26 protein-coding genes are annotated in these 21182 nt (G+C 55.3%); 13 read left to right on the forward strand and 13 right to left on the reverse strand.

Annotated elements, in window-relative coordinates; translation table 11 throughout:
* The first annotated feature begins 14 nt into the window (after positions 1-14).
* From WCX49_RS05725 to WCX49_RS05740, 4 genes are read left to right on the forward strand one after another with little or no spacing between them, the layout of a single operon-like run.
* A complete protein-coding gene (locus WCX49_RS05725; RefSeq protein WP_345986621.1) occupies positions 15-1007 on the forward strand; it encodes a patatin-like phospholipase family protein in 993 nt (330 codons plus the stop codon).
* Entirely contained in the window at positions 1004-2002 is a 999-nt protein-coding gene (locus tag WCX49_RS05730; protein WP_345986622.1) for a cyclic GMP-AMP synthase DncV-like nucleotidyltransferase, read from the forward strand. The genes WCX49_RS05725 and WCX49_RS05730 overlap by 4 nt, the downstream gene beginning before the upstream one ends.
* Positions 1987-2634: an SEC-C domain-containing protein gene (locus WCX49_RS05735; RefSeq protein WP_345986623.1), complete on the forward strand. Its 648-nt coding sequence runs from the start codon at positions 1987-1989 to the stop codon at positions 2632-2634. The genes WCX49_RS05730 and WCX49_RS05735 overlap by 16 nt, the downstream gene beginning before the upstream one ends.
* A gap of 2 nt (positions 2635-2636) precedes the next feature.
* A complete protein-coding gene (locus tag WCX49_RS05740) occupies positions 2637-3479 on the forward strand; it encodes a hypothetical protein (RefSeq protein WP_345986624.1) in 843 nt (280 codons plus the stop codon).
* Between the two features lie 88 nt (positions 3480-3567).
* On the opposite strand, the gene WCX49_RS05745 is transcribed toward WCX49_RS05740, so the two are convergent.
* A complete protein-coding gene (locus WCX49_RS05745) occupies positions 3568-3972 on the reverse strand; it encodes a hypothetical protein (RefSeq protein WP_345986625.1) in 405 nt (134 codons plus the stop codon).
* A gap of 132 nt (positions 3973-4104) precedes the next feature.
* Here WCX49_RS05745 and WCX49_RS05750 point away from each other — a divergent pair, with 132 nt between their 5' ends.
* From WCX49_RS05750 to WCX49_RS05770, 5 genes are all read left to right on the forward strand, one after another.
* On the forward strand, positions 4105-4881 hold the full coding sequence (locus tag WCX49_RS05750) for a DUF4197 domain-containing protein (RefSeq protein ID WP_345986626.1): 777 nt from the start codon (positions 4105-4107) through the stop codon (positions 4879-4881).
* Between the two features lie 54 nt (positions 4882-4935).
* On the forward strand, positions 4936-5223 hold the full coding sequence (locus WCX49_RS05755; protein WP_345986627.1) for a hypothetical protein: 288 nt from the start codon (positions 4936-4938) through the stop codon (positions 5221-5223).
* Between the two features lie 15 nt (positions 5224-5238).
* Positions 5239-5931, forward strand: a complete 693-nt coding sequence (locus tag WCX49_RS05760) for a 2-phosphosulfolactate phosphatase (RefSeq protein WP_345986628.1) — start codon at positions 5239-5241, stop codon at positions 5929-5931.
* A 113-nt stretch (positions 5932-6044) separates the two neighbouring features.
* Positions 6045-7571 carry a PAS domain-containing sensor histidine kinase gene (locus tag WCX49_RS05765; protein ID WP_345986629.1) on the forward strand — a complete coding sequence of 509 codons (1527 nt, stop codon included), beginning with the start codon at positions 6045-6047 and terminating at the stop codon, positions 7569-7571.
* Positions 7572-7674: 103 nt separating this feature from the next.
* A complete protein-coding gene (locus WCX49_RS05770; RefSeq protein WP_345986630.1) occupies positions 7675-8232 on the forward strand; it encodes a cytochrome b/b6 domain-containing protein in 558 nt (185 codons plus the stop codon).
* Between the two features lie 9 nt (positions 8233-8241).
* Here WCX49_RS05770 and WCX49_RS05775 read toward each other — a convergent pair whose 3' ends face one another.
* The gene (locus WCX49_RS05775; RefSeq protein WP_345986631.1) at positions 8242-9042 is read right to left on the reverse strand and encodes an alpha/beta fold hydrolase; all 801 of its coding nucleotides are present in this window, start codon (positions 9040-9042) and stop codon (positions 8242-8244) included.
* A gap of 185 nt (positions 9043-9227) precedes the next feature.
* Here WCX49_RS05775 and WCX49_RS05780 point away from each other — a divergent pair, with 185 nt between their 5' ends.
* Positions 9228-9377, forward strand: a complete 150-nt coding sequence (locus tag WCX49_RS05780) for a hypothetical protein (protein ID WP_345986632.1) — start codon at positions 9228-9230, stop codon at positions 9375-9377.
* Positions 9378-9401: 24 nt separating this feature from the next.
* On the opposite strand, the gene WCX49_RS05785 is transcribed toward WCX49_RS05780, so the two are convergent.
* The 3 genes from WCX49_RS05785 to WCX49_RS05795 are packed head-to-tail and all read right to left on the reverse strand — an operon-like array spanning position 9402 to position 10676.
* A complete protein-coding gene (locus WCX49_RS05785) occupies positions 9402-9911 on the reverse strand; it encodes a peptidase C15 (protein WP_345986633.1) in 510 nt (169 codons plus the stop codon).
* A gap of 13 nt (positions 9912-9924) precedes the next feature.
* Positions 9925-10374 (reverse strand): hypothetical protein, encoded by a 450-nt coding sequence (locus tag WCX49_RS05790; RefSeq protein WP_345986634.1) that lies wholly within the window; start codon positions 10372-10374, stop codon positions 9925-9927.
* A complete protein-coding gene (locus tag WCX49_RS05795; protein WP_345986635.1) occupies positions 10371-10676 on the reverse strand; it encodes a hypothetical protein in 306 nt (101 codons plus the stop codon). Before WCX49_RS05795 ends, WCX49_RS05790 begins: the two co-directional genes overlap by 4 nt.
* A 181-nt stretch (positions 10677-10857) precedes the next feature.
* Between WCX49_RS05795 and WCX49_RS05800 the strand changes: the two genes are divergently transcribed.
* The gene (locus WCX49_RS05800; protein WP_345986636.1) at positions 10858-12093 is read left to right on the forward strand and encodes an HD domain-containing phosphohydrolase; all 1236 of its coding nucleotides are present in this window, start codon (positions 10858-10860) and stop codon (positions 12091-12093) included.
* Between the two features lie 33 nt (positions 12094-12126).
* Here WCX49_RS05800 and WCX49_RS05805 read toward each other — a convergent pair whose 3' ends face one another.
* From WCX49_RS05805 to WCX49_RS05815, 3 genes are read right to left on the reverse strand one after another with little or no spacing between them, the layout of a single operon-like run.
* Positions 12127-12621, reverse strand: coding sequence for a Mut7-C RNAse domain-containing protein (locus WCX49_RS05805; RefSeq protein ID WP_345986637.1), 495 nt, complete (start codon positions 12619-12621; stop codon positions 12127-12129).
* Positions 12618-12866 carry a hypothetical protein gene (locus tag WCX49_RS05810; protein WP_345986638.1) on the reverse strand — a complete coding sequence of 83 codons (249 nt, stop codon included), beginning with the start codon at positions 12864-12866 and terminating at the stop codon, positions 12618-12620. The genes WCX49_RS05805 and WCX49_RS05810 overlap by 4 nt, the downstream gene beginning before the upstream one ends.
* Before the next feature lie 29 nt (positions 12867-12895).
* Positions 12896-13240, reverse strand: a complete 345-nt coding sequence (locus WCX49_RS05815) for a DsrE family protein (RefSeq protein ID WP_345986639.1) — start codon at positions 13238-13240, stop codon at positions 12896-12898.
* Between the two features lie 32 nt (positions 13241-13272).
* Between WCX49_RS05815 and WCX49_RS05820 the strand changes: the two genes are divergently transcribed.
* On the forward strand, positions 13273-13587 hold the full coding sequence (locus WCX49_RS05820; protein WP_345986640.1) for a hypothetical protein: 315 nt from the start codon (positions 13273-13275) through the stop codon (positions 13585-13587).
* Between the two features lie 504 nt (positions 13588-14091).
* Here the strand turns inward: WCX49_RS05820 and WCX49_RS05825 are convergent.
* The 5 genes from WCX49_RS05825 to WCX49_RS05845 form a co-directional block, all read right to left on the reverse strand.
* Positions 14092-15528 (reverse strand): protein adenylyltransferase SelO, encoded by a 1437-nt coding sequence (locus WCX49_RS05825; RefSeq protein ID WP_345986641.1) that lies wholly within the window; start codon positions 15526-15528, stop codon positions 14092-14094.
* A 69-nt stretch (positions 15529-15597) separates the two neighbouring features.
* Complete coding sequence (locus WCX49_RS05830; RefSeq protein ID WP_345986642.1) at positions 15598-15909, reverse strand: hypothetical protein; 312 nt, start codon at positions 15907-15909, stop codon at positions 15598-15600.
* A 32-nt stretch (positions 15910-15941) separates the two neighbouring features.
* A complete protein-coding gene (locus WCX49_RS05835; RefSeq protein WP_345986643.1) occupies positions 15942-16085 on the reverse strand; it encodes a hypothetical protein in 144 nt (47 codons plus the stop codon).
* A gap of 85 nt (positions 16086-16170) precedes the next feature.
* Positions 16171-17607 carry an FAD-dependent oxidoreductase gene (locus tag WCX49_RS05840; protein WP_345986644.1) on the reverse strand — a complete coding sequence of 479 codons (1437 nt, stop codon included), beginning with the start codon at positions 17605-17607 and terminating at the stop codon, positions 16171-16173.
* Positions 17600-18286: a phosphoglycolate phosphatase gene (locus tag WCX49_RS05845; RefSeq protein WP_345986645.1), complete on the reverse strand. Its 687-nt coding sequence runs from the start codon at positions 18284-18286 to the stop codon at positions 17600-17602. Before WCX49_RS05845 ends, WCX49_RS05840 begins: the two co-directional genes overlap by 8 nt.
* 151 nt (positions 18287-18437) lie before the next feature.
* Here WCX49_RS05845 and polA point away from each other — a divergent pair, with 151 nt between their 5' ends.
* Positions 18438-21155, forward strand: a complete 2718-nt coding sequence (gene polA / locus WCX49_RS05850) for a DNA polymerase I (protein ID WP_345986646.1) — start codon at positions 18438-18440, stop codon at positions 21153-21155.
* The last annotated feature ends 27 nt before the right edge of the window (positions 21156-21182 follow it).

Consider the following 21182-nt stretch of genomic DNA (forward strand, 5'->3'; position numbering starts at 1 on the left):
GGAGTAAATACTTTATGACAAATAATAAATTCAAAATTTTGAGCCTTGATGGCGGCGGTGTCCGTGGATACCTCTCAATAAAAATTTTAGAAAATGTAGAAAAGCACCTAAATGATAAAGATGGAAATGAGGTACCAATAGGTCTGAGATTTGATTTAATCGCAGGAACCTCTACGGGGTCAATCATAGCCGCACTGTTAGCTAAAGGAATGTTTGCAAAGGAGGCAAGAGAAATTTATGAAAAAAGCATGAGCAAAGTTTTTAAAAAGAGAAGCTTACTGGAGCGTTTATTTCAAAGTAAATATTGTTCTCAAGAGCTAAAAAATATTGTCTTTGATACCTTGAAGGATAGCGCGACTCAACAACAATTGGTTTTCAATGAGTTAGAGAGAGACTTAATAATTACTGCATTTGACTTAGATGAGTTCAAACCAAAAGTCTTTAAGTCAGACTACTCTAAGAAAAATGACAAAAAATTTTGTGTATCAGATGCAATCATGGCTTCGACGGCTGCACCAACCTATTTCCCTGCTTATAGTGATTCGAAGGCGGGAGGAGTATTAATTGATGGGGGCATGTCTGCAAACAACCCTTCATTAATAGCTCTCATTGATGCAAGACATTTTGATCGAAAGAGTAAGAAAAACACTCTTCCTCCTGAAACTTTATCTGATGTTTGTTTATTATCAATAGGCACTGGTGACTTTAAGAAGAAACTAGACATTAGGGGTCTGAAGAATTCACCTAAATGGGATTGGGCAATAAACCTTGCCAAGAGAAACTCCCCTGTTAAAGAGGTCCTCTTCACTGCACAAGAAGAGATGGAAGAAAATAAAGTCCGATTGTTGTCAGAGACAGAAGGAGTTTTTTACAAACGAATTAACCCAAAGTTAAATGAATATATGGAACTTGATGATGTTCAAAATATGTATAAATTGGATAGATTTACATCAATTGAGGAACATCTTTCAAGTTTAGAAAAAATGCTATTAGGAGCTTCAAAATGATCTATGACTGTTCGAAAGAAATGATGGAATACTTGAACCAAAAAGTCCGTCTTCCTGCTGCTGAGCAAACCAAGTTGAAAGAGTATCGCGACAAAAATCTGACGCGGCTTGAAAACGGTTTGAAGAAAAATGATGACCCGATGTACAGCAAGTCTATCAACCAGGGTTCTTATGCCATGAATACCATCAATCAGCATCCGGACAATGATTACGACATCGATGTTGGCATTGTCTTCACTAAAGACGACCTCAATGGCAGAAATGGCGGTGATAAGTCTGCACTGAATGCCAGAAAGATGGTCTGCGATGCTATGCAGGACGACAGATTCAGCCGCAAGTCGGAAGTACGGAAAAACTGTGTGCGTGTTTACTACAACGAAGGGCACCATGTAGATATGCCGGTGTATCGCACATACGAGAAAGATGGGAAAACTATTCAAGAACTTGCCAGCAGTGATTGGAAAGAGTCAAATCCCGAAGAGATAACGACATGGTTCAACGACGCCGTCATCGAGAAAAGTCCCGATACAAACAACGGCCGTCAAATGCGGCGTGTGACCCGACTTCAAAAGAAGTGGTCCAACAGTAGAGCGTCTTGGAATATGCCGAGTGGGTTCTTACTCACGGTTCTGGTAGATGAAAAGTATATCGATGTCAAAGACAGAGATGACGAATCGCTTTACAAAACGCTCAAAGCTATCAGGGATCGGTTGGTCTGGGATAAACGAATCCATCACCCTATAACTGGAGATTTAATCAGCGAAGGGAAAGAGGCACAGGTTCAAAAGCTGTACGACGAGCTGGATTATGCCTTGAAAAACACTCTTGCTGTCCTGGAACGAGCTGACTGTACTCGTGAACAGGCATTGAAAGCCTGGAGCTCATTTTTCAAAGACGATTTCTTCAAGGAAAAAATCGAAAAATCTGCACGCGCAGCAGCGGCATGTGCGTCAAATGAGATCATCGCCCCGCAAAAACCATGGAGATCAAATTAAGCGCAGAGGATATTGAGTGGTTAATAACTCAATATCCTAAACTTCAAATCGACACATTTGCTAAAACCATTACTGGGGATATTGACTTTACAAGAAGCTATGAAGGTTATGAAATATCTGACAGCTACACTATTCAAATTATTCTGGAAGCATCTGGAAACTCAATGCTTCCGAAGGTCCATGAGCTTTCTAACAAAATAGCTGAAATGGCCAAGCGCTACAAGATGGAGTTGATAGATTTGCATATCAACACCGATAGGTCATTTTGCACAGTCATTCAAGACAGAGAGCATGAGCTTTTTGAAGATAAATTCACCATTCAAGAATTTATGAAAAAGGCCCTTGAGCCCTTTTTATTCGCGATGAGTTATTTCGACAAAGAAGGTCGGCTTCCTTGGGGTGAGTATGCACATGGTTATCTCGGTCATCTTGAGTTGTTTGCTGAGGGTGGTATAGACCTAGAAAGATTGCTTGAACTTTTGGAGAAAAAAGAACTGGCTCAGGCTCTACTTACGAACAGACAGAGTAGATGTTTGTGCGGTAGTGGTAAAAAATTGCGAAAGTGCCATCCTTTCGTTTTCCGTGGAATAAATAAACTCAAAGTAAAATTCAAAATAGGGGAGTGTGATTGATAATGGAGGAAGTTTATAAAATCTCAGCAAGCTATTATAAACGTTTGGAATCTTTTTCTGCATATGGGGGAATAAAAAACATATATATTTGGCTTTTTCTCGTAACTGCTATAGTAGGAGTGCTGATTCTATTTAATTTTAGAAGTATTCATTTATGGTTTATACACAATTTATCAGGTTTAGTCTTTCCATTTGTGTTGGGATCGTTGGAAATTTTAGGGCTAGGGTTTCTTATGGAATCAAGTAGATTGAGAAATAAGAATGTCATTAGACTACTAGCAGAAGAATTCGGTGTTACGGTGAAAACTTTTCAGGAAGCAAAAATATTTTTGTTGAAAAGATATTTGTCGCATGAGCAGCACGAATTTGGGGAAGTGGCGAGAGTGATCCAAGATATGTTGGATCTGAGTGAAAAGTATTTTGATAGTAAGCATCCGATAGATAAATTTTTGCATTTTGTGTTCAATGAAGAGGCAAAAACTAGGATACTGACCTTATTTGTATTGATGTGCTCCATATTGACAGTATTGACGGTAGGTGCCGGAGCTAACTTACAAACATTATATGAATCTTTGCACTATACTGAAACGAAGAATTTGTGGGCTGTTTTTGGTTTGATGTTATTGATGCTTTTAGTTTTGTGGGCGGGGATTGTAATGTTGATAAAAGCATTTCGTAGAATGATGGTTTTTGCCAGTTTATCGATTGCAAAAGAGGATTCAAAAAATATCGAAATGATTAAATATTTGATTGCAGATTTAATTAAATTTCATACTTTCAATAAGTTAAACGATGCAGATAACAGTAAACTTATCCTGGTTGATTATAAAAAGCTTACGAGGTGAGTATTTATTCATTAAAGTTGTAAAAGCAATTTGTTTTCGATATGGCAAGGCTTACGGCCAAACAGAATGAATATCTTAAAGATATACATCAGGCATTTTGGCTGTGAAGGTAGTCGTGATTCAGATGGGTCAGTGCAGCATCCCATGCGTTGATGGCTTTCGGCGGGGCTTTGCGGTCCAGGACCTGTTTCATTCCTTTGAGCAGTGCTTCGAAGATGAGTTCGAACTGTTCTTGTGTCGCATTGGGATACATGGCTTTGAATTTTTCTGCATACGTTTTCATCTTTTCAGGACGGTCGATAAAGCTGGTCAGTGCAATGACGGCAAAGCTGAATTGCTGGGGCATGTCGGCTTTGGCTCCCTGGAAAAGCACCTTCAGTTCGGGGTGCTCTGTCAGCAGGATTTTAAAGGTCTGCTCGGTAATGGCATGGATGTTCTCGGCCACCTTGGGCGCGCTTTTTTGCAGGTTATCGTAATGCTCCTCCGGGATCATGACACTCCTTTTAGTCACTGATGAGCAATTCTCATTCCAATCATTGCGTATTGCGATCTTTATGGCATACTGCTAGATAAACGAATACCTAGGACTCATATGCATATTTCAAAACTTTTAATGACCTCTTCTTTGGCTGTAGTACTGACGACACAGACCCTCAATGCCGGGCTGTTTGACTCCATCATCGAAACGGTGACGAAAACGACTTCTGGGGAGACGCAGACGAACGATGCCTCCGGGCTCTCGATCACGGACATAGACGGCGGTTTACGCGAGGCGCTTAACAAGGGTGTCAAACAGGCCATTGAACAGTTGGGGAAGGAGAACGGTTTCCTTGGGAACAACCTGGTGAAGATCCCCGTGCCCGAGAAGCTGATGATGGTCGAGAAGGGGCTGCGCAAGGCGGGGATGGGCAAGTATGCCGACGACTTCGTCACAGCGATGAACCGGGCGGCGGAGAAGGCGGTGCCGGAGACGGCGAAGATCTTTGCCGACACCATCTCCGCAATGAGCATCGAGGATGCGAAGAAGATCCTGACGGGGCCTGACAACGCGGCGACGGAGTATTTCCGCGAGCACTCCGGCCCGGCGCTGCAGGCGGCGATCCTGCCCATTGTGCAGCAGTACACCCAGGAGACCGAGGTGACGCAGTACTACAAAACAATGGTCGATACCTACGACAGTTACGGCGCGCCGGTGCTGGAACAGACGGGGGTGACTGCACTGCTTGGTTCTCTGTCGGGTGAATCGAATGCAACGACGTACGACCCGCGCGACCTCGACGGCTACATCACGGCCAAGGGGGTCGACGGCCTCTTTACGGTCATCGCCGAGGAAGAGAAGAAGATCCGCACCGATCCCGCTGCACGGACGACAGAGCTCCTGCAGAAGGTTTTCGGCAACTGAGGGTTGGGGTAGAACGGTTATTGTAATAGGGAAACTAAAAAAAGGTTCTCTACAGTGAAAAACAAAACGCGTCCCAAAGTCGTTCTTCTCAAAGGCAACGGTCCCATCATCATCAACAGCGAAATGATGGAGCTTATTACGATCACACTCTCCCACGGGCTCGTCGGACTTCCGCTGGAGGAGCTGCGCGCCGAGAAGGTCATCATCGTCAAGGATATGGAGACATTCTGGGACGTCCATAAAACGGTCAAAGAGAAGCCGGCCTGTTTCGTCTACAGTTACGATGAACTGGACGAAGAGGATATGAAACGGATCAAGTCGGAGAGCATCAGTTACCTATAGGAGAAGAGAGAACCAGTGAGCCCCCGTGTCGAGATATTCAGAGGCAACGACCTCACGCTCCCTGCCTCGGAGGTCAACGTCGTCATCGATGTCGTGCGGGCCTTTACCGTGGCGCATTACGCCTTCATGAGAGGTGCGGCTGAAATGCTCCTCGTCCCCGACGTTGAAACGGCTTTTAGTGTGCGGAATCAAAGGCCGGAGGTCTTGCTGGCCGGCGAGATCGGCGGCCTGCCCATCGCGGGCTTCGACCTCGATAACTCCCCCGTCCGTTTCGCTGCTGCCAAACTCGAGGGGAAAACCATCGTGCAGAAGACGACGAACGGCGTCAAGGCGGCGCTGCATTCGCTGGGGGCTCCTATGGTGCTGCTGACGGGCTTCTCCAACGCCGAGGCGACGGCGCTGTACCTCAAGTCGCATTACGGCGACAGCGATGCGAAAATAAACCTCGTCGCTTCCCACCCCACGGGGGACGAGGACTTCGCCTGCGCAGAGTATATCCGCTCGCAGCTCCTGGGAGAGACGATGGATGCCGATGAGGTCCGGCGGCGCATCTACGGCTGCGAGACGGTCGTGAAATTCCTCGATCCCGCCCGCCCCGAGTTCAACGCCGAAGATATCGACTACTGTGCCGCCTGCCTGCCGCCTGTTTTTGTCATGGCCGTCCATCAAGAAGGGCAGCTGCCAACCGTGCAAAAGGTGATGTTGTAGGCTCCGCCAGGGCAGGGTGTGGCGCCTGGTGACAGGGCTGCATGGATGCTTTGGCGGTTGTTCCTTCACCGTGCCTCCTTTACGATAAAATATACTATTGTTTAAGGAGATGCATGTTCAATTTTGAAGAGCTTTTCGGCCTGATCGATGTCGGGATCACCGTGTTTGAACCGATAGCGCAGGGCGATGACTTCAAGGTCGTCTACATCAATGAAAAGGGGAGGGGCCTCTGCCATTTTGAGAAGGGCGAGCCCGTCGCCGAAGCCTTGTCCACGCTCTTCCCGGTCAATGCGACCCGCCCCCTGATCGATTTCTTCAAAGAGGTCTACCGCACGGGCAATCCGCAGGAGATCACACTGGTCCCCTGTTTCGGGCAGACCAGTCTCTGGCAGGAGGGGTACCTCTACCGGCTCTCCAGCGGGCACATCGTTTCGCGCTGCATGGGCGTGCAGGAGGAGCGCGCAAGGGAGATCATGGCCCCGAACGAGCGCCTCACCTTCAGGACCATCCTCGATACGGCGCCCATCGGGATCTGGTCCCAGGATGTGAACGGGCGGCTGCAGTTCGTCAACAAGGCCTTCTGCGACGCCATCGGCATCAGCGAGGAACGTTTTCTCTCCGTCCCCCATTATGAATCGCTCTACCCGCCGGAAATCGCGCAGAGCTGCATGTCTTCGGACGCCGCGGCCCTGCAGCATGGCGATCCCCACCTGAGCTATGAGAAGATCCCTTTTACCGACGGCAAGGTGCACGACGTCCTGATCGTCAAAACCCGGGTCGAGGATGAAACGCACGCTGTCATGGGCCTGGTCGGCATCAGTCTCGATATGACCGAAAAGCTCGAAGCGGAACGCAAGCTCGAAGCGATCAACAAGAACCTCGAGGCGCGGATCTCGGAGGAGATCGAGGCGAGCCGACAAAAAGACAATATGCTCTACCAGCAGAACAAGTTCGCCGCGATGGGGGAGATGATCAGCAACATCGCCCACCAGTGGCGGCAGCCTTTGAACACCCTCGGGCTGCTGATGACCGATATGTCGGTCAAGATGATGGTGAACAGAGGTGAAGCGCTTGAGGGCGATTTTGAACTCTTCCAGTCGAACTGCAGCGAGATCATCCAGTACCTCTCGGACACCATCGACGATTTCCGTTTTTACTACCGGGGGGAAGACGGCGACAACACGTTTTGTATGAAAGACCTGGAAACATCGCTGCAGAATCTCGTCAAAAGCTCCATCATGGGTAACCGCATCCGCTACGAAACCGACCTTGCAAATGTCCGGATAAACGGCTACCTGAACAACCTCAAGCAGGCGCTCATCAACCTCTATTCAAACGCGGCAAACGCCATAAAGAACCACGGGGTCGAAGCGGGCGTCATCCGGTGCCGCGGCTTTGTCGAAGGAGGCAACTACGTCATCGAGGTCTGCGACAACGGCGGCGGCATCGACAAAACGATCATTGACAAGGTGTTCGACCCCTATTTTACGACCGGGCATAAGAGCCAGGGGACCGGGCTGGGGCTCTACATGACGAAGCAGATCATCGAGCAGAAATTCAACGGCTCGATCTCGGTGACAAATGACGAGCACGGAGCCCATTTTACGATCCGCATCCCCGCAGCCGCGGAAGCGTGCTGACCCTTCCTCTTTCGCTCTTTCCGGTTTACATTCATTTACGCCGCGGATACACAGGTTTGAGAAATCTGACGTATAATATTCCTATTTAACCGGGAGGGAGAACATGAAAAACTATTCATTGCAACTGCGTGTCTGGCACTGGGCCAACGCCGTCGTGGTTTTGGGGCTGCTCGGGACCTTTTTCCTGCGCAAGACCTTTCTGAGCTGGCATACGAATTCGCAGATCCTACTCGACAAGCTGGCCGGGTTCGGCATCACGGTGACGACGGACCAGGCGGCCGCCCTTGCCAAGGCGGTGCGGGCGCCGATGTGGGAGTGGCACATCATCCTCGGCTACGTTTTCGCCGTTCTTGTCCTGTGGCGGCTGGTGATGATTGTCAAAGAGGGGTTTGGCTACGCGCCGGAGAACAGCCACATGGCGTGGGTCTACAGAGGCTACAAAGTGATCTATGCCGTGATGGCGTTCATGGCCGTCAGCGGGCTCGTTATCCACTTTTACAAGGATATCGGTCTGGCCAAGGACATTGCGGGCTCCGTCAAGGAGCTGCACGAACTTGTCGCCTGGGCCATCGTCGCCTTTGTCGCACTGCACATCGTCGGGGTCTTCGTCGCCGACAACCGCGACCAGAAGGGGATCACCTCGAAGATGATCTCGGGCTGAGTACGGCCCCTAGGCGCAGTGCGTTTCCAAAAAGCGCAGCAGGGCCGTGTTGAACGCATCAGGGTTCTCGAGGTTGCTCAGGTGCCCTGCACCCTCGATGACGACGAGTTCGGCATGGGGGAGAGCGTTATGCATGTAGACGGAGGCGTCCGGCGGGGCGATCCTGTCCGCTTCGCCGACGAGGATAAGGACGGGGAGGGTAAGCTGGAAAAGCTCGCTGCAGGTCTCGTCGCGCTCGCGCATGGCGCGCAGGGAGCGTACGAGGGTGTGCGGAGGCATTGAGGTGATCATCTCCCTGACCGCATCCACCGTCCCGGGCTGCTGTTCAAAGGTCTGTTCGGCCAGGAGTTTGCCCAGCAGCCCCTCGGCAAAGGGGGCGACGCCGTCCGTTTCGATGGCATGGATGGCTTTAAGACGGTTGGCACGACCTTCATCCGTATCGGCAGCGCACTGCGTGTCGCAGAGCACAAGAGCACGGAAACGTTCGGGATGCTCCTCTGCCGCTTTCAGGGCGACGTATCCGCCCATGGAGAGGGCGCAGAGGATCGCTTTGTCGATCCGGAGGGCGTCCATCAGCCCGAGCAGGTCCTGGACGAAGAGGGGGATGGAGAAGGGCTCCTCTCCGCTTTCACTCTCCCCGTGCCCCCGCAAGTCGTAGGCAATGACCCGGCACGCTCCCCGGCACGCTTCCACCTGCCGTTTCCACATGGAACGGTTGAGGGGGAAACCGTGCAGAAAGATCAGTGCGGGTTTGTCAATGGGCCCCAGGTCATCATAGCTGATTTCGATACCGTTGACCGTCGTTGTCATAGGGACTCCTTTTTGCACGCCGTTTTCTATATTCTAGCAGAAACTTCGCTTTCATTCATAATAAATATTTATACTAATTTCATACCTATTATTGCGGTTTTCCCGCTGATCATTGCCGGCGGTGCTATAATGGAACAAAGTGTGAAGAGGGTCAAAACAGGGACGGTACGGAAAGGAGAGAGAGGATGAAAACGCTGTGCAAGATCAGGCTGGGTCCGGATGAAAAGCCGGATAAAAGCCTCCGGAAACTGCTGGCTTCGCCGAAATATTACTGCCGGAAGTGTTTGCGTGCGGCGGCGGAGAAGGGTGCGCTCTGCAAGCCCGAGAAGCTGTGACGCCCGGCACTACGGCAGTGAGAATCAGATCTCTGCCGTCAGTCGGTTGATTATGGCGGCGAAGGATTGCGTCAGCGCTGCCGTATTTTCGGCGGTCAGCACGGGGACATGGACAAAGAGGCAGTGATGCTCTCCCGCGGTAGCCTGCACATGCTCCAGGCAGCGGTAGTAAAGGGCGTTACAGACAAAGTCTCCCGCGTCGTCGCTGACGGCCGTCAGCGTCAGCCCGTCGGCGAGGCGGGGAAGATTGAGGTCGCTGTGCAGGACGCTTCCATCCAGGACGGCCTGCGTTTCCAGCTCGAGCCGGCTGCGCGTTTCGGCCATGCCGCAGCAGACGAGCACCTTCGGCCGTAACCGTTCGAAGGCGTCCAGCACCATCCTGGGTGCCGCTACCGGGTCGACGGGGAGATGCCGCAGGTAGTCGCAGGCGTCGCCTCTGGCATCGATGAAATGCTGCAGCAGGTCGTCCGAGGCATTGGAGGTATGGTGCGGCAGCCACGGGGCGAAGGTGGTGAGGAGGATCGCTTTTGCCATGCGGCGTGCCCGGTCAGCTTACCGCGGCGTAGATTTCCATCGGCATCCCGATGGCGATGGGGTTGTGCAGCATGACACTGCGTCTGGCGTCGCCGTCGGCGACGAAGAGGTCGTAGGGGACGTAGAGGAGACGGGCCGAGATCTTCTTTTGCGCCTGGGCCTTCTCTTCGAGGTGGATGCGGATCCCCTGGGGGGAAGGGGCGTTGTACTGCTCGGGAATGGTGACGCGCGCGACGAGGGCGACGGCGTCGATATCGCCCATCTTCACCTCGCCCCGGAGACGTTCGAGCAGGGTTTCGTAGCACTGCTTCTCTTCCCCGTCGTCGCAGGCCATATCGCGGACGGTGCCGTCCTGGATCAGCAGCTTGGCAAAGGGAACGAGCGGGCAGTCGTTTTCCAGGGCCAGCACGGCGTCGGCGACGCAGCGCTCCACCATCTCGAACAGTTTCTCTTCGTCGGTCATCTTTTTCCTTTCAGGGCCGCGTGCCCCTTATACCACTTGCAGCGTTTTTTCTGCTTGATGGTATAGATGTTGTACTGAAACTTCTTGCCGCAGTCGGGGCAGGCAAAAACGGCACGGTTTTTGGCCTTCATATAGCGCACAAACAGGAAATTGCCGACCTGGTCGCCTTCACGGTAGACGGTTTTTTCATTTCGCATGGCCAGTGCCGCGGCGCGTTCGGCATCTTCGCGCTGCCGGCGCTGCCACAGCGGTTCTTCATCCTCTTCGAAACGGCTGCTGTCGATACTGTAGCGCTCGGTCATCGGCAGAACGCCTTGGCGGGGGCAAAAAGGATACGGCTCGGGAAGCATGCAGGCATGGAGGCATTATATCCTATCCGGCACCACGGATAAAATCATCAAAATTTCGTCCGTGTCCATACATTTTGTCCGTGGGTGTGTTATGATCTTGTTAATAGAAAAGTACTAACAAAAAGTGTTAACGATGGAATATGAACTCAATATTCGCGAAGTCATCTACGCCCTCTCAGAAGCCTTAGACCTTGTCGGCATCGACGATACGCGCCACGGCAAACGGGTGGCCTTCATGGCAGCCGCCTGTGCGAAAGAGGCCGGTTTCGATGATGACTTTATCGATGAAATCATCAGTATAGGCATGCTGCACGACTGCGGTGTTTCAAAGACCGAAACGCACCGCAGCCTGGTGACACAGCTGGAGTGGAAGGATGAGCAGTTCCACTGCGAGCGCGGCGCCATCCTGCTGGGAAAGGTAAAACTTTTCGCACGTTTCTCCCAGCCGATCTACTATCACCATACGCACTGGGATATCCTGGAACACCTGCCGGTCGACGCGCGTGTCAAACAGAAGGCGAACCTGATCTACCTCGCCGACCGGATCGATGCGCTGCGGGTACAGCTTGAGGGTTCCGACCTGGAGCAAAGCGACGAGATCGAGCGGATCATCCTGGAGCACAAGGGAAACTTTTTCGCCCCGGAGCTGGTCGATGCATTTGTGGCCGCCGCACGTCGGAACTCGTTCTGGTTCTACCTGGCGGACGAGCCGCTGGAGGAACAGCTGCTCGAGTGGGTCGGTCGGGGGGATGTCTTGCATCTGCCCTTTACGGAAATAAGAGAGGTGGCCCAGATGTTCGCCGACGTCGTCGATGCCAAAAGCCCCTTCACTTTCGAACACTCCTTCGGGGTTGCAGCGCTCTCCAACTTCTTGGCCCGGGGATTCGGGCTGGACGAACATACCCGCGAGACGGTGGAGATAGGCGCCCTGCTGCATGACCTCGGAAAACTGCGGGTCGATGATGACATCCTGAACAAGAAGGGTCAGCTCAACCACGGGGAGAAGATGCTCATGAACCGGCATGGGTTCGATTCGAACATGATCCTTCGGCGCATCCACGGTTTCCGGGAGATCGCCCGTATCGCCTCGCTGCACCACGAAATGCTCGACGGCAAAGGGTACCCCTACAGCCTTGAGAAGGAGGAGATCCCCCTCGAGGCACGGATCGTGACCGTTGCCGACATCTTCCAGGCGCTGGTACAGACACGCCCCTACCGCGAAGCGATGGAACCTGATGCGGCTTTCGCCATCCTGCGGGAGATGGCCGACGCCGGGAAGATCGACAAAGCCGTCGTGGAAATGATCGGCGCTAACCTCGATCAGGCTTACCGGTTGGCAAAGTACAAGGAACGGGCAGAAGCCGCCTGAGACACCTTTTAGGTGCAGGAAAAGAGCTAGGGTTTAGCTGCGAGCAGTCTGCTCCAGGGCCGTCTTCAGGAAACGGAGCATCTTGCGGTAGTGATCGCCGTGCCAGTAGATACGGCCGCATTCGGGGCACTGCCTGAAGGTGTCGAAGGTCGCATAGACCTGTTCTGGCACGGCGTTGCGGATAGCAACGGCGCAGACACGCACGAGCGGGGCATTGCAGATGAGGCAGCGCCGATGCGCATCATCACCTGGGTTCAACCCGAAATGCACCGCCAGTTCGCGCAACTGGTCATGGAGCCCGAGGGCTTCCAGCAGGTATACGGGCACATTTTTTCGGCGGGCGAGGGCAGTGTCCCGGGTGAGAACGGTGCGTTCTTCATCGCGGGCGATTTTGATCATTTCGGTGTCGGGGATGGTCGGGAAGAAGAGGGTGTCGTAGCCCATGAAACGAAGGTACTTGGCGAGCCTGCCCAGGTGGCAGTCCGCGATAAAACGGTGCGTACCGTCTTGAAGCGTACTGCCCATCATGCCTCGGGGATCGTCTCGGTGACGCTGCTCCAGTCGTCCAGGCCGGCAGGGACGTTGCTGTACTCGTTTTCCAGCCGGTCCCACTCGGGATAGTCGGTATTGAACGCGGCGACGTCCTCGGCCGCTTTTTCAGGGCTCTCGTACTCGCCGAGCATCTCCTCCTCGATCCAGAGCTCGTAGCGCTCATGGCCGGCCTGTCGTATCTCGAAGGTCCCGATGTCCGTGTTGAAAAGATAGTTCCTCATCTGCTCCTCCTTGGTGCCAATAAGGAAGATTATACCGTCATTATGGCCCAGCTGTCATCTTTGAGACACGCGGTGAGCATCTCGCCGGTGTGGGTGTTCTCAACCCCCAGTGCCGCGAGGACATCCGTCGCCGCATAATCCTCCGTGCAGACGATGCAGGCGCTCATGGCGACGCCGCTCGCTTTCATCTGCTTCAGGCGTGCCTGTACTTCTTCATCGGCGGCGGCCAGTTTGATGGAGGGGCCCCAGATCATGAGGTGTGCCTCCTCCCAGTAGCCCCGTTCCAAAATCACGGAGCCGTAGAGCAGAGGGAGCTTCATAGCGACCTCTTTGTCGCCGTTCGTCCAGACGATCAGGAGTTTCGTTTTCGACATTGTTTTTGCCTTTTTGGTAAAATTCTATCCTAATGATCCGAGAAAAAATCGCAACCGCCGCCTACCGCCTGAAACACAGTCCCGCCCTTCGCCGCAGCCTCGCGCAGATGAAGCCGAAAAAAACGGTGTGGGGCTTGTTGGGAATAGTACTCTTCTTCTTTGTCCCCGAGATTGTTGCATTTATCTGGGGTGCCGACATCACCGCCTACGCCCACGCGCAGATGCTCGACGTCCCCGCCGAACCGCTGGCCACCTGGTACGAGCTGCTGGTCATGCTCTTTGAGGAGGGCGGCAGCTGGGTGAACCTGGGCATCGGCTTCGCCTTCCTCGTCTGGCTCTTCCTATAAAATTATAATAGCTTCGGTTCCCGAAGCGCATTCAATTGAATTGAAAATTGGCCTTGAGCGCACCTTGAAAGCCATCCCGGAGGCATAAAGCCGGGAGGGATGAGCGATTCGCGAAAGGCCGCTTTTTGCGCTACTTTTTCTAAAAAAGTGGCAAAGAGTTTTTCCTTTTCCTTTCTTTTTACAAAGAAACGAAACCAAAGAAAATCGTCGTTGCGCGAATCGCACGCCGCTCCCGGCTTTGGGCCTCCGCAGCGGCTTTCAAGGCACGCTTAACGACAGGTCGCCTATTGATTTTATGCGCTTCGACGTGTCGAAGCTCGTATCAAGCGCTTTGTATCGACAAAGCGCAATCAAATAAATCTGAAGTTGGCCTTGAGTGCTCCTTGAAAGCCGCCCTGAAGGCATAAAGACGAGAAGGGCGAGCGATTCGCGAAAGACCGATTTTCTTTTGGTTCTTTTCTTATGAAAAAGAAAAGAATGAGAAGCGTAATTTCTGGTTCCTTCCTAAGAGGAGCAGGAGAGCTTGAGGTTCTTGTGTTCGTTCGGCGTCGCTTTGGCGTAGCGCTCGAACTGCGGCAGCTCGTCGAAGGGGTTGCGGGCGATTGTCAGCAGGTCGGCGACCCCGCTGTTGTCGAACTTCTCCGCTTTTGCGATTGCCTCCTGCAGCATATAGTTTTTCAGCACGTATTTCGGGTTCGTCCGCAGCATGGCAGTGTGGCGCTCCTCCTTGCTGCGTGGCTCCTGCTGCAGCCGGGCGTCGTACTCCTTCAGCCATTCGCGGACGGGTTCGCGGTCGACGCAGATGTCGAGCAGTGCTCTGCCGTCGCCGTCGTAGCGGCTGAGCGTGCGGAAAAAGAGGGTGTAGTCCGCCTGCGACTTCTGCAGCGCGCTCAGAAGTTTTTTGAGCAGGATGATGTCATCCTCCTGCACCGTCGCCAGGCCCATTTTCGCGCACATGATCTCGACGTAGGTTTGGGTGTAGACGGGGCCGTAATCCTCGAGCTTCTTCTCCATCCGCTCCTTTGAAACGATGGGGGAGAGGGCTTCGGCCAGCATCGAGAGGTTCCAGTAGGCGACATGGGGCTGCTGCCCGAAGCCGTAGCGGCCGTGGGTGTCGGTGTGGTTGCAGATGAAAGAGATGTCGTAGTCGTCGAGCATGGCGTAGGGGCCGTAGTCGATGGTGAGGCCGCCCATGGACATATTGTCGGTGTTCATGACGCCGTGGTTGAACCCGACGCTCTGCCATTGTGCCAGCAGGCGGGCGGTGCGCTCGACGACCTCGGCGAACATCAGGAAGTAGGCATCCTCCTCGCCTTTCAGGTGCGGATAGCTCTCGGCGATGACGTAGTCGGCGAGGGGTTCGAGTTTGTCGTGCTCCTTAGTGTAGTAGAAGTACTCGAACGTGCCGATACGGACCCAGGTCGGCGACATCCGTAACACGACCGCCCCGCGCTCGAGGCGTTCGCGCACGACCTTTGTCTCCGATCCGATCAGCGCAAGTGCGCGGGTCGTCGGGATGCCGAGGTGGTGCATCGCCTCGCTCATGAGGTACTCGCGCACGGAAGAGCGCAGGACGGCCCGCCCGTCGCCCATGCGCGAGTAGAGGGTCTCGCCGCTCCCTTTGAGCTGCAGGTTCCACTCCCCGGTTTTACCGAGGTTGACGGCCCGCCCGTCGCCGAGGCGCGGGACGAACATCCCGAACTGGTGGCCGGCGTAGCACATGGCAAAGGGTTTGGCGCCTTCGGGGATGAAGGTGCCGTTGAGCAGGCCGACGAGTTTGTCATCCGTCTCGGTGTCCGGGGAGAGGCCGATCAGTTCGGCCGCATCGGGGTTGAAACTGATGAGATAGGGATTTTTCAGCGGGTCCGGTTCGGTGGGATCGTAAAACAGGGGATCGAGTGCAAGGTAGGGGGTGTCGAGGGTCAAAGCATCCAAAGTCATACGGACTTTGTACATTTTATGTTCTAAAAGCGCAATGGGACGCGGCGATCCGTTTTCGCCGCCGCTTTTTCACCCCTCTTCGCCGACGAGGTAGGGGTTGTTCAGTTCGGCGCGCTGGCGCAGGTCGACAGCGGATTGCACCGCCGAGTCTCCCACTTCCGTCCACGCCTCGATGCCGGCAGGGACCCGCACGGCTTCGCTCTCCAGGTTGTCCCATTCGATATGACCTGTATTGAATGATGCGACGTCATCCGCCGCATCCCGCGCCGTCGCATATTCGCCGAGCTTCTCATACTCCAGCCAGAGTTCATACATGCGGTGGTGGCGGCTGTTCGTAATCTCGAACGTCCCCAGGTCTGTATTGAAGATATAAGTATGCATCTGTTCTCCTCTCTAAGAACGCATCATCCCTACTACTTCGCTTTCAGTTTTTTGTCGGCACGCTCTTTGACTTTATAGTCTTTGATGTGCTTCTTGACTTCCTGCTTCAGCTCTTTTTTCAGGATATTCTTGAGCTCTTTCTTGACGTACTTGCTGACTTTTTTCTTGTCGATCATCTTAGGCTCCTTCGCTCTTGGAATAACCTATGATAAGGCAGAAAAACTTAAGAAATGCTCTAGCGGGTTGTAAGAAATGCGCGGCTCAGCCGGCAGGGATGTCGCCGCGTACCGTGCGGCGGGAGAGGCAGGAGGGGTAGGAGCGCGCCTCGCAGATGGAGGAGGCCTCGGACTGGATCTGCGACTCGGACGGGGCGGGGCGCTCCTGGAAACGGCGTATGCCATGGACCGGCGGGGCGACATAGCCGAGCGCCGCGAGCTGGGCGGCAATGGCGTCGCTCATACTGAGCACCGACGAGGCCTTGACGACCTCGCAACGGGCATAGCGCTCGCCGACGAAGGAGACGTCCGCGGCGCGCAGGGTCGGGTCGTCGCCGGGGATCTGCTGGGCGCCGAAAAGCGGTTTGGAGGCGACCTCGGCATTGATGAAGGCGGGGATATAGCGGGCCATGTGCTCAATGGCGCGGCGGCTGCGTTTTTCGACGCAGGACCACTCCCACTCCCGGTCGATCATCTCGATGAAGCGCTCGTCGAGGTTGGGCTGCGCACTCGACGGCGTGCTGCCGACGAGCCCCTCGTCGAAGAGGGTGATGTCGTTCGTCATACCGTGCAGCTGGATCAGCCCGCAGGGGTAGGGGGTGAACTGGGCCATGCCGTTGGGGGTGCCGCGCTCGCCGTGGAAGATTACTTCGGGCCAGACGGTTGCCTCTTTCCACTGGGTGACGTAGGCCGCTTTGAATTCGACCATCCGCTCGCGCCTGTAGCCCAGCATGTCGTCGATCTCCCCGGTACGGAAACCGGCCGCATTGACGAGGTAGTCGAAACGCTGCGTCTCGCTCTCTCCGCCGGATGCGGCGGTAATGAGGAAGCCGCTGCCGTCCTCGGTCCGCTGTGCCGCCGTCACGGTTGTCTCAAGCAGGAGGTCGCAGTTGGTCAGGCCCTGCAGCGACAGCGTGGCGCCTGCGCCGAGGCGGAAAAGGTTCAGCCCGTACTCCTGGACCATGATGAGCGGGAACTTGACCGTGGAGAGGTCGACCTCGCGGGCGACGGGGATCATCCACTCGTCGGGCGTCTGCGGCATCTTGACGGGTTCGCGTGTGCGGAGGGCTTCGACGCTTTCGCGGTCGTAGATGCGGAAGTAGGTCTCCGGATCGCCCAGGACGCGGTTGCGCCCGTCCTCGGCGATAAAGCGGCGGTATTCGTCCTGGAGTCTGCGCAGCCGGGGATAGAGCGCTTCGGGGGCACCCGAATCGGTATGCGGCACGGCGATGACGGTCGGGCGGAAATCGACGGCGTAGGGGTAGAATCGCAGGAGGTCGATGGATTGGCGCAGCAGGGTGACGCACTGCTCGTCGGAGATCTCGCGGTAGAGATTGCCGCCGGCGTGCAGGTGGCAAAAGGGAGGGCCGGAGACGAGGCTCTTTCCCTTTTCGAAGAGGGTGACGTCCAGGCCGAGCCGCCCCAGCGTCAGTGCCGCCGTCGCCCCGGCGATGCCGCCGCCGATGATCGCGACCCTAGCCACAGGAGACCCCGAACGGCGCGGCGAGGGCGCAGAAGGTTTCGCAGACCAGGTCCGGGTCGTAGGCGCTGATGGCTTCGTCGTAGTTGTAGCCGTAGCCGACGCCGATGCTCTGCATCCCCGCCGCTTTGGCCGCGAGGATGTCGTTTTTCGAGTCGCCGACCATGATGCATTTGTCCGGGGCGACTCCGAGGGTTTCACAGGCGTGCAGCAGGGGCTGGGGATCGGGTTTCTTCTGCAGCAGCGAGTCGCCGCCGAGGGTGAGTTCGAAAAGCGTGTCCATGCCCATGCTTTGCAAGATGGGTTCTATGAATGCGTAGGGTTTGTTGGTAATGATGGCCAGGCGGTAGCCCTGCGCATGCAGCTGCTGCAGCACTTCGGGTACGTGCGGGAAGGCGGCGGTATGGACGGCCAGGTTTTCGGCATAGTGGTGCAGGAATACGTCCAGCGCCGCGTCGACGTCAGCCGGGGCGGGGTAACCGTGCTCGCCGTAGGCGGCGCGCAGGGCCCGCTCGACGAGGGTCCGAGCACCGTTGCCGACCCAGCCACGGACAAGTGACTCTTCAAAGGCGGGTTTTCCCAACCCGGAAAGCATGTGGTTGATCGCCGCCGCGAGATCCGGGACACTGTCGATAAGGGTACCGTCGAAATCGAAGAGAATCAGCTCTTTAGTTCTGAACATGGATCAATCACTACCTTATATAAATTTTTTGACGGGATTATAGCGCAGCCCGATTAATCCCGTTTTCGTTAAAATGGCTCCGTTTAAAGCTTAAGGGTACTGCTCATATCACCGTAAGTGCATTTTTAACACCAACGAAAGATTTACCATTATGTCCAAGACCATTACCGTTATCGATACCTTCGGCTTCTTCTTCCGCAGCTTCTACGCGCTGCCGCCGCTCACGAACAAAGAGGGGTTCCCGACCGGGCTGCTGACCGGCTTCGTCAACTTTATCGACCGCCTGCACCAGGACCACTCCAGCGACTACATCGTTTTCGCCCTCGACGCGAAGGGGCCTACCTTCAGGAACGAGATCGACCCCGAGTACAAGGCGCACCGCCCGCCGCCGCCCGACGAGCTCAAGGCGCAGCTCCCCATCGCCATCGAGTGGATCGAGAAGATGGGCTTCAAAACCCTGATGCAGAGCGGGTTCGAGGCCGACGACATGATCGCCTCCATTACGAAAAAGGCGGTCGAAGCGGGGATGGTCGTGCGGATCGTCTCGCACGACAAGGACCTCTACCAGCTCATCGATGATGACCGTGTCGTCCTTGTCGACGCCATCAAGCGCAGGGACGTCAACGAAACGGAGTGCCTGGAGAAGTACGGCATCCGCCCCGAACAGTTCACCGACTACCAGGCGCTGCTTGGCGACAGCGCCGACAACGTGCCGGGGGTCAAGGGCATAGGCAAGGTGACGGCGCAGAAGCTGCTCAACGAGTACGAGACCCTCGAAAATGTCTACGCGAACATCGACGCCGTCAAGCCGGCCGGGGTCCAGAAGAAGCTGCGCGAAAACGAAGCGAACGCCTGGATGTCCAAGAAGCTCGTCACCCTGCGCGACGACCTCTTCGAGACGGTGGAGTGGCACGAATTCGACATGGACGACCGCAACCCCTTCGTGCCGATCGTGCCGGAGCTGCTGCGCTACGAGATGCACGGGATCATCCGGAAGCTCAAGGCGAAGAAACTGATCGGCGAGGAAGAGATCGCCGCCGAGAGCGCCGTGCAGACCGAGGAGTGCCCGCTGCCGGCCAATGCCGGTTTCACCGCGAAACTGGTAATAGACGAAGCAGAGCTCGCCGCGATCACCGGCGCGATCACCGCAGAGACCCTTGTCGCTTTCGATACGGAGACGACGGGACTGGATTACCTCGACGATACCCTGGTCGGTTTCAGCTTCTGCCTCAATGACGAGGAGGCCTACTACGTCCCCGTCGCGCACAGCTACCTCGGCGTACCGCAGCAGGTCGGCAAAGCCGCGGCCGAAGCGGCGCTGCGGCAGATCTTTTCGGGCCGGGTCGTCGGGCATAACCTCAAATTCGACCTCCACTTCGTCAACCATTACCTGGAGGGGTTCGAACCCTCACTCTACGCCGATACGATGATCATGGCATGGCTCGCCGCCCCCGAGAGCGCGCTCTCCCTGGACAAGCTGGCGCAGTCGCACCTGAACCATACGATGATCAGCTTCAAGGAGACGGTCAAGAAGGGGGAGAATTTTTCCGGGGTGGATCTCGCCGATGCCTGCGGGTACGCCGCGGAGGATGCCTGGGCGACCTTCAGGCTCTACGCCAAACTTTCGGAACTGCTGAAACTGCAGGGCGGCGAGCACCTGCTCGAAGAGGCCGCGGAGGTGGAGTTCCCCTTTTCCCTGACGCTGACCGCGATGGAAGAGGCGGGGATCAAGGTCGATACAAAGGTTCTCGCGACCTTCCTGGAGGAGGCGAAAACGCGTCTTTCCGAGCTGACGCAGAGCATCTACGAGCTCACGGGCAGCGAGTTCAACATCAACTCCACGAAGCAGCTGGGGGAGGTGCTCTTCGAGAAGCTGGAACTGCCGGCGGCCAAGAAGACGAAGACGGGCTACTCGACGGACGAGAAGGTGCTGAGCTCCCTGCTGGACGCCCACCCGGTCATCGAGAAACTGCTGGAGTACCGCGAGCTGCACAAGCTCGTCTCCACCTACCTCGACCCGCTCCTGCAGCTGGGCGCGCAGCGTCCCGACGGGCGCATCCACACCTCCTACGTACAGACGGGGACGGCGACGGGGCGGCTCAGCTCGAAAAACCCGAACCTGCAGAACATCCCGACCCGCACCCCGTTGGGGGCGCGCATCCGCGAGGCTTTCGTCGCCGAACCGGGCAAGAAGCTTATCGGTATCGACTATTCGCAGATCGAGCTGCGGCTGCTGGCGCACTTCAGCGAGGACCCGACCCTCGTCGACGCCTTCAAACATGACAGGGATATCCACCTGAGCACGGCGACCGCCCTGTTCGGCGAAGAGGAGGCCCCGAAGAAGCGCGGCATTGCCAAGACCGTCAACTTCGGCCTGCTTTACGGGATGGGGCAGAAGAAGCTCTCCGACACCCTGAAAATTCCGACGAAGGAGGCGCGCGACATCATTACCCGCTACTTCGAGACCTTCCCGACGGTCAAATCCTACTTCGCCTCCATCGTCGAGCGCTCCAAGGAGCAGGGGTACGTCGAGACCCTGCTGGGGCGCCGCCGCTATTTCGACTACGACAAGGCGACCCCGATGCTCAAAGCCGCCTATGAGCGCGAATCGGTCAATACCGTCTTCCAGGGCTCCGCGGCCGACCTGATCAAGATGGCGATGAATCACATCGACGATGTGATAAAAAAGGAACGCCTCCCTGCTACCATGCTGCTGCAGATTCACGACGAACTGATCTTCGAGGTGGATGCGGCGCAGGCCGATGCGCTGGGGGCGCGTTTCCAGTCCATCATGGAAGAGATCTTCCCCCTCCACATCCCCCTGCGGGCGTCGCTGAACATCGGTACGCACTGGGGCGAACTGAAATAGGTTCTGAATAAGCAGCACTTATTCAAA

This window comes from Sulfurimonas sp. HSL-1656, from assembly GCF_039645585.1.
GTDB classification, from domain to species: domain Bacteria; phylum Campylobacterota; class Campylobacteria; order Campylobacterales; family Sulfurimonadaceae; genus Thiomicrolovo; species Thiomicrolovo subterrani.

Bases quoted from the DNA above. Each gene is read 5' to 3' on its own strand.
- WCX49_RS05815 (WP_345986639.1), bottom strand. From the start codon at position 13,240: ATGTCGAAAACGAAACTCCTGATCGTCTGGACGAACGGCGACAAAGAG.
- WCX49_RS05780 (WP_345986632.1), top strand. From the start codon at position 9,228: ATGAAAACGCTGTGCAAGATCAGGCTGGGTCCGGATGAAAAGCCGGAT.
- WCX49_RS05810 (WP_345986638.1), bottom strand. From the start codon at position 12,866: ATGAGGAACTATCTTTTCAACACGGACATCGGGACCTTCGAGATACGA.
- WCX49_RS05770 (WP_345986630.1), top strand. From the start codon at position 7,675: ATGAAAAACTATTCATTGCAACTGCGTGTCTGGCACTGGGCCAACGCC.
- polA (WP_345986646.1), top strand. From the start codon at position 18,438: ATGTCCAAGACCATTACCGTTATCGATACCTTCGGCTTCTTCTTCCGC.
- WCX49_RS05785 (WP_345986633.1), bottom strand. From the start codon at position 9,911: ATGGCAAAAGCGATCCTCCTCACCACCTTCGCCCCGTGGCTGCCGCAC.
- WCX49_RS05800 (WP_345986636.1), top strand. From the start codon at position 10,858: ATGGAATATGAACTCAATATTCGCGAAGTCATCTACGCCCTCTCAGAA.
- WCX49_RS05825 (WP_345986641.1), bottom strand. From the start codon at position 15,528: ATGACTTTGGATGCTTTGACCCTCGACACCCCCTACCTTGCACTCGAT.
- WCX49_RS05790 (WP_345986634.1), bottom strand. From the start codon at position 10,374: ATGACCGACGAAGAGAAACTGTTCGAGATGGTGGAGCGCTGCGTCGCC.
- WCX49_RS05765 (WP_345986629.1), top strand. From the start codon at position 6,045: ATGTTCAATTTTGAAGAGCTTTTCGGCCTGATCGATGTCGGGATCACC.
- WCX49_RS05745 (WP_345986625.1), bottom strand. From the start codon at position 3,972: ATGATCCCGGAGGAGCATTACGATAACCTGCAAAAAAGCGCGCCCAAG.
- WCX49_RS05795 (WP_345986635.1), bottom strand. From the start codon at position 10,676: ATGACCGAGCGCTACAGTATCGACAGCAGCCGTTTCGAAGAGGATGAA.
- WCX49_RS05725 (WP_345986621.1), top strand. From the start codon at position 15: ATGACAAATAATAAATTCAAAATTTTGAGCCTTGATGGCGGCGGTGTC.
- WCX49_RS05740 (WP_345986624.1), top strand. From the start codon at position 2,637: ATGGAGGAAGTTTATAAAATCTCAGCAAGCTATTATAAACGTTTGGAA.
- WCX49_RS05735 (WP_345986623.1), top strand. From the start codon at position 1,987: ATGGAGATCAAATTAAGCGCAGAGGATATTGAGTGGTTAATAACTCAA.
- WCX49_RS05805 (WP_345986637.1), bottom strand. From the start codon at position 12,621: ATGATGGGCAGTACGCTTCAAGACGGTACGCACCGTTTTATCGCGGAC.
- WCX49_RS05835 (WP_345986643.1), bottom strand. From the start codon at position 16,085: ATGATCGACAAGAAAAAAGTCAGCAAGTACGTCAAGAAAGAGCTCAAG.
- WCX49_RS05820 (WP_345986640.1), top strand. From the start codon at position 13,273: ATGATCCGAGAAAAAATCGCAACCGCCGCCTACCGCCTGAAACACAGT.
- WCX49_RS05775 (WP_345986631.1), bottom strand. From the start codon at position 9,042: ATGACAACGACGGTCAACGGTATCGAAATCAGCTATGATGACCTGGGG.
- WCX49_RS05845 (WP_345986645.1), bottom strand. From the start codon at position 18,286: ATGTTCAGAACTAAAGAGCTGATTCTCTTCGATTTCGACGGTACCCTT.
- WCX49_RS05830 (WP_345986642.1), bottom strand. From the start codon at position 15,909: ATGCATACTTATATCTTCAATACAGACCTGGGGACGTTCGAGATTACG.
- WCX49_RS05730 (WP_345986622.1), top strand. From the start codon at position 1,004: ATGATCTATGACTGTTCGAAAGAAATGATGGAATACTTGAACCAAAAA.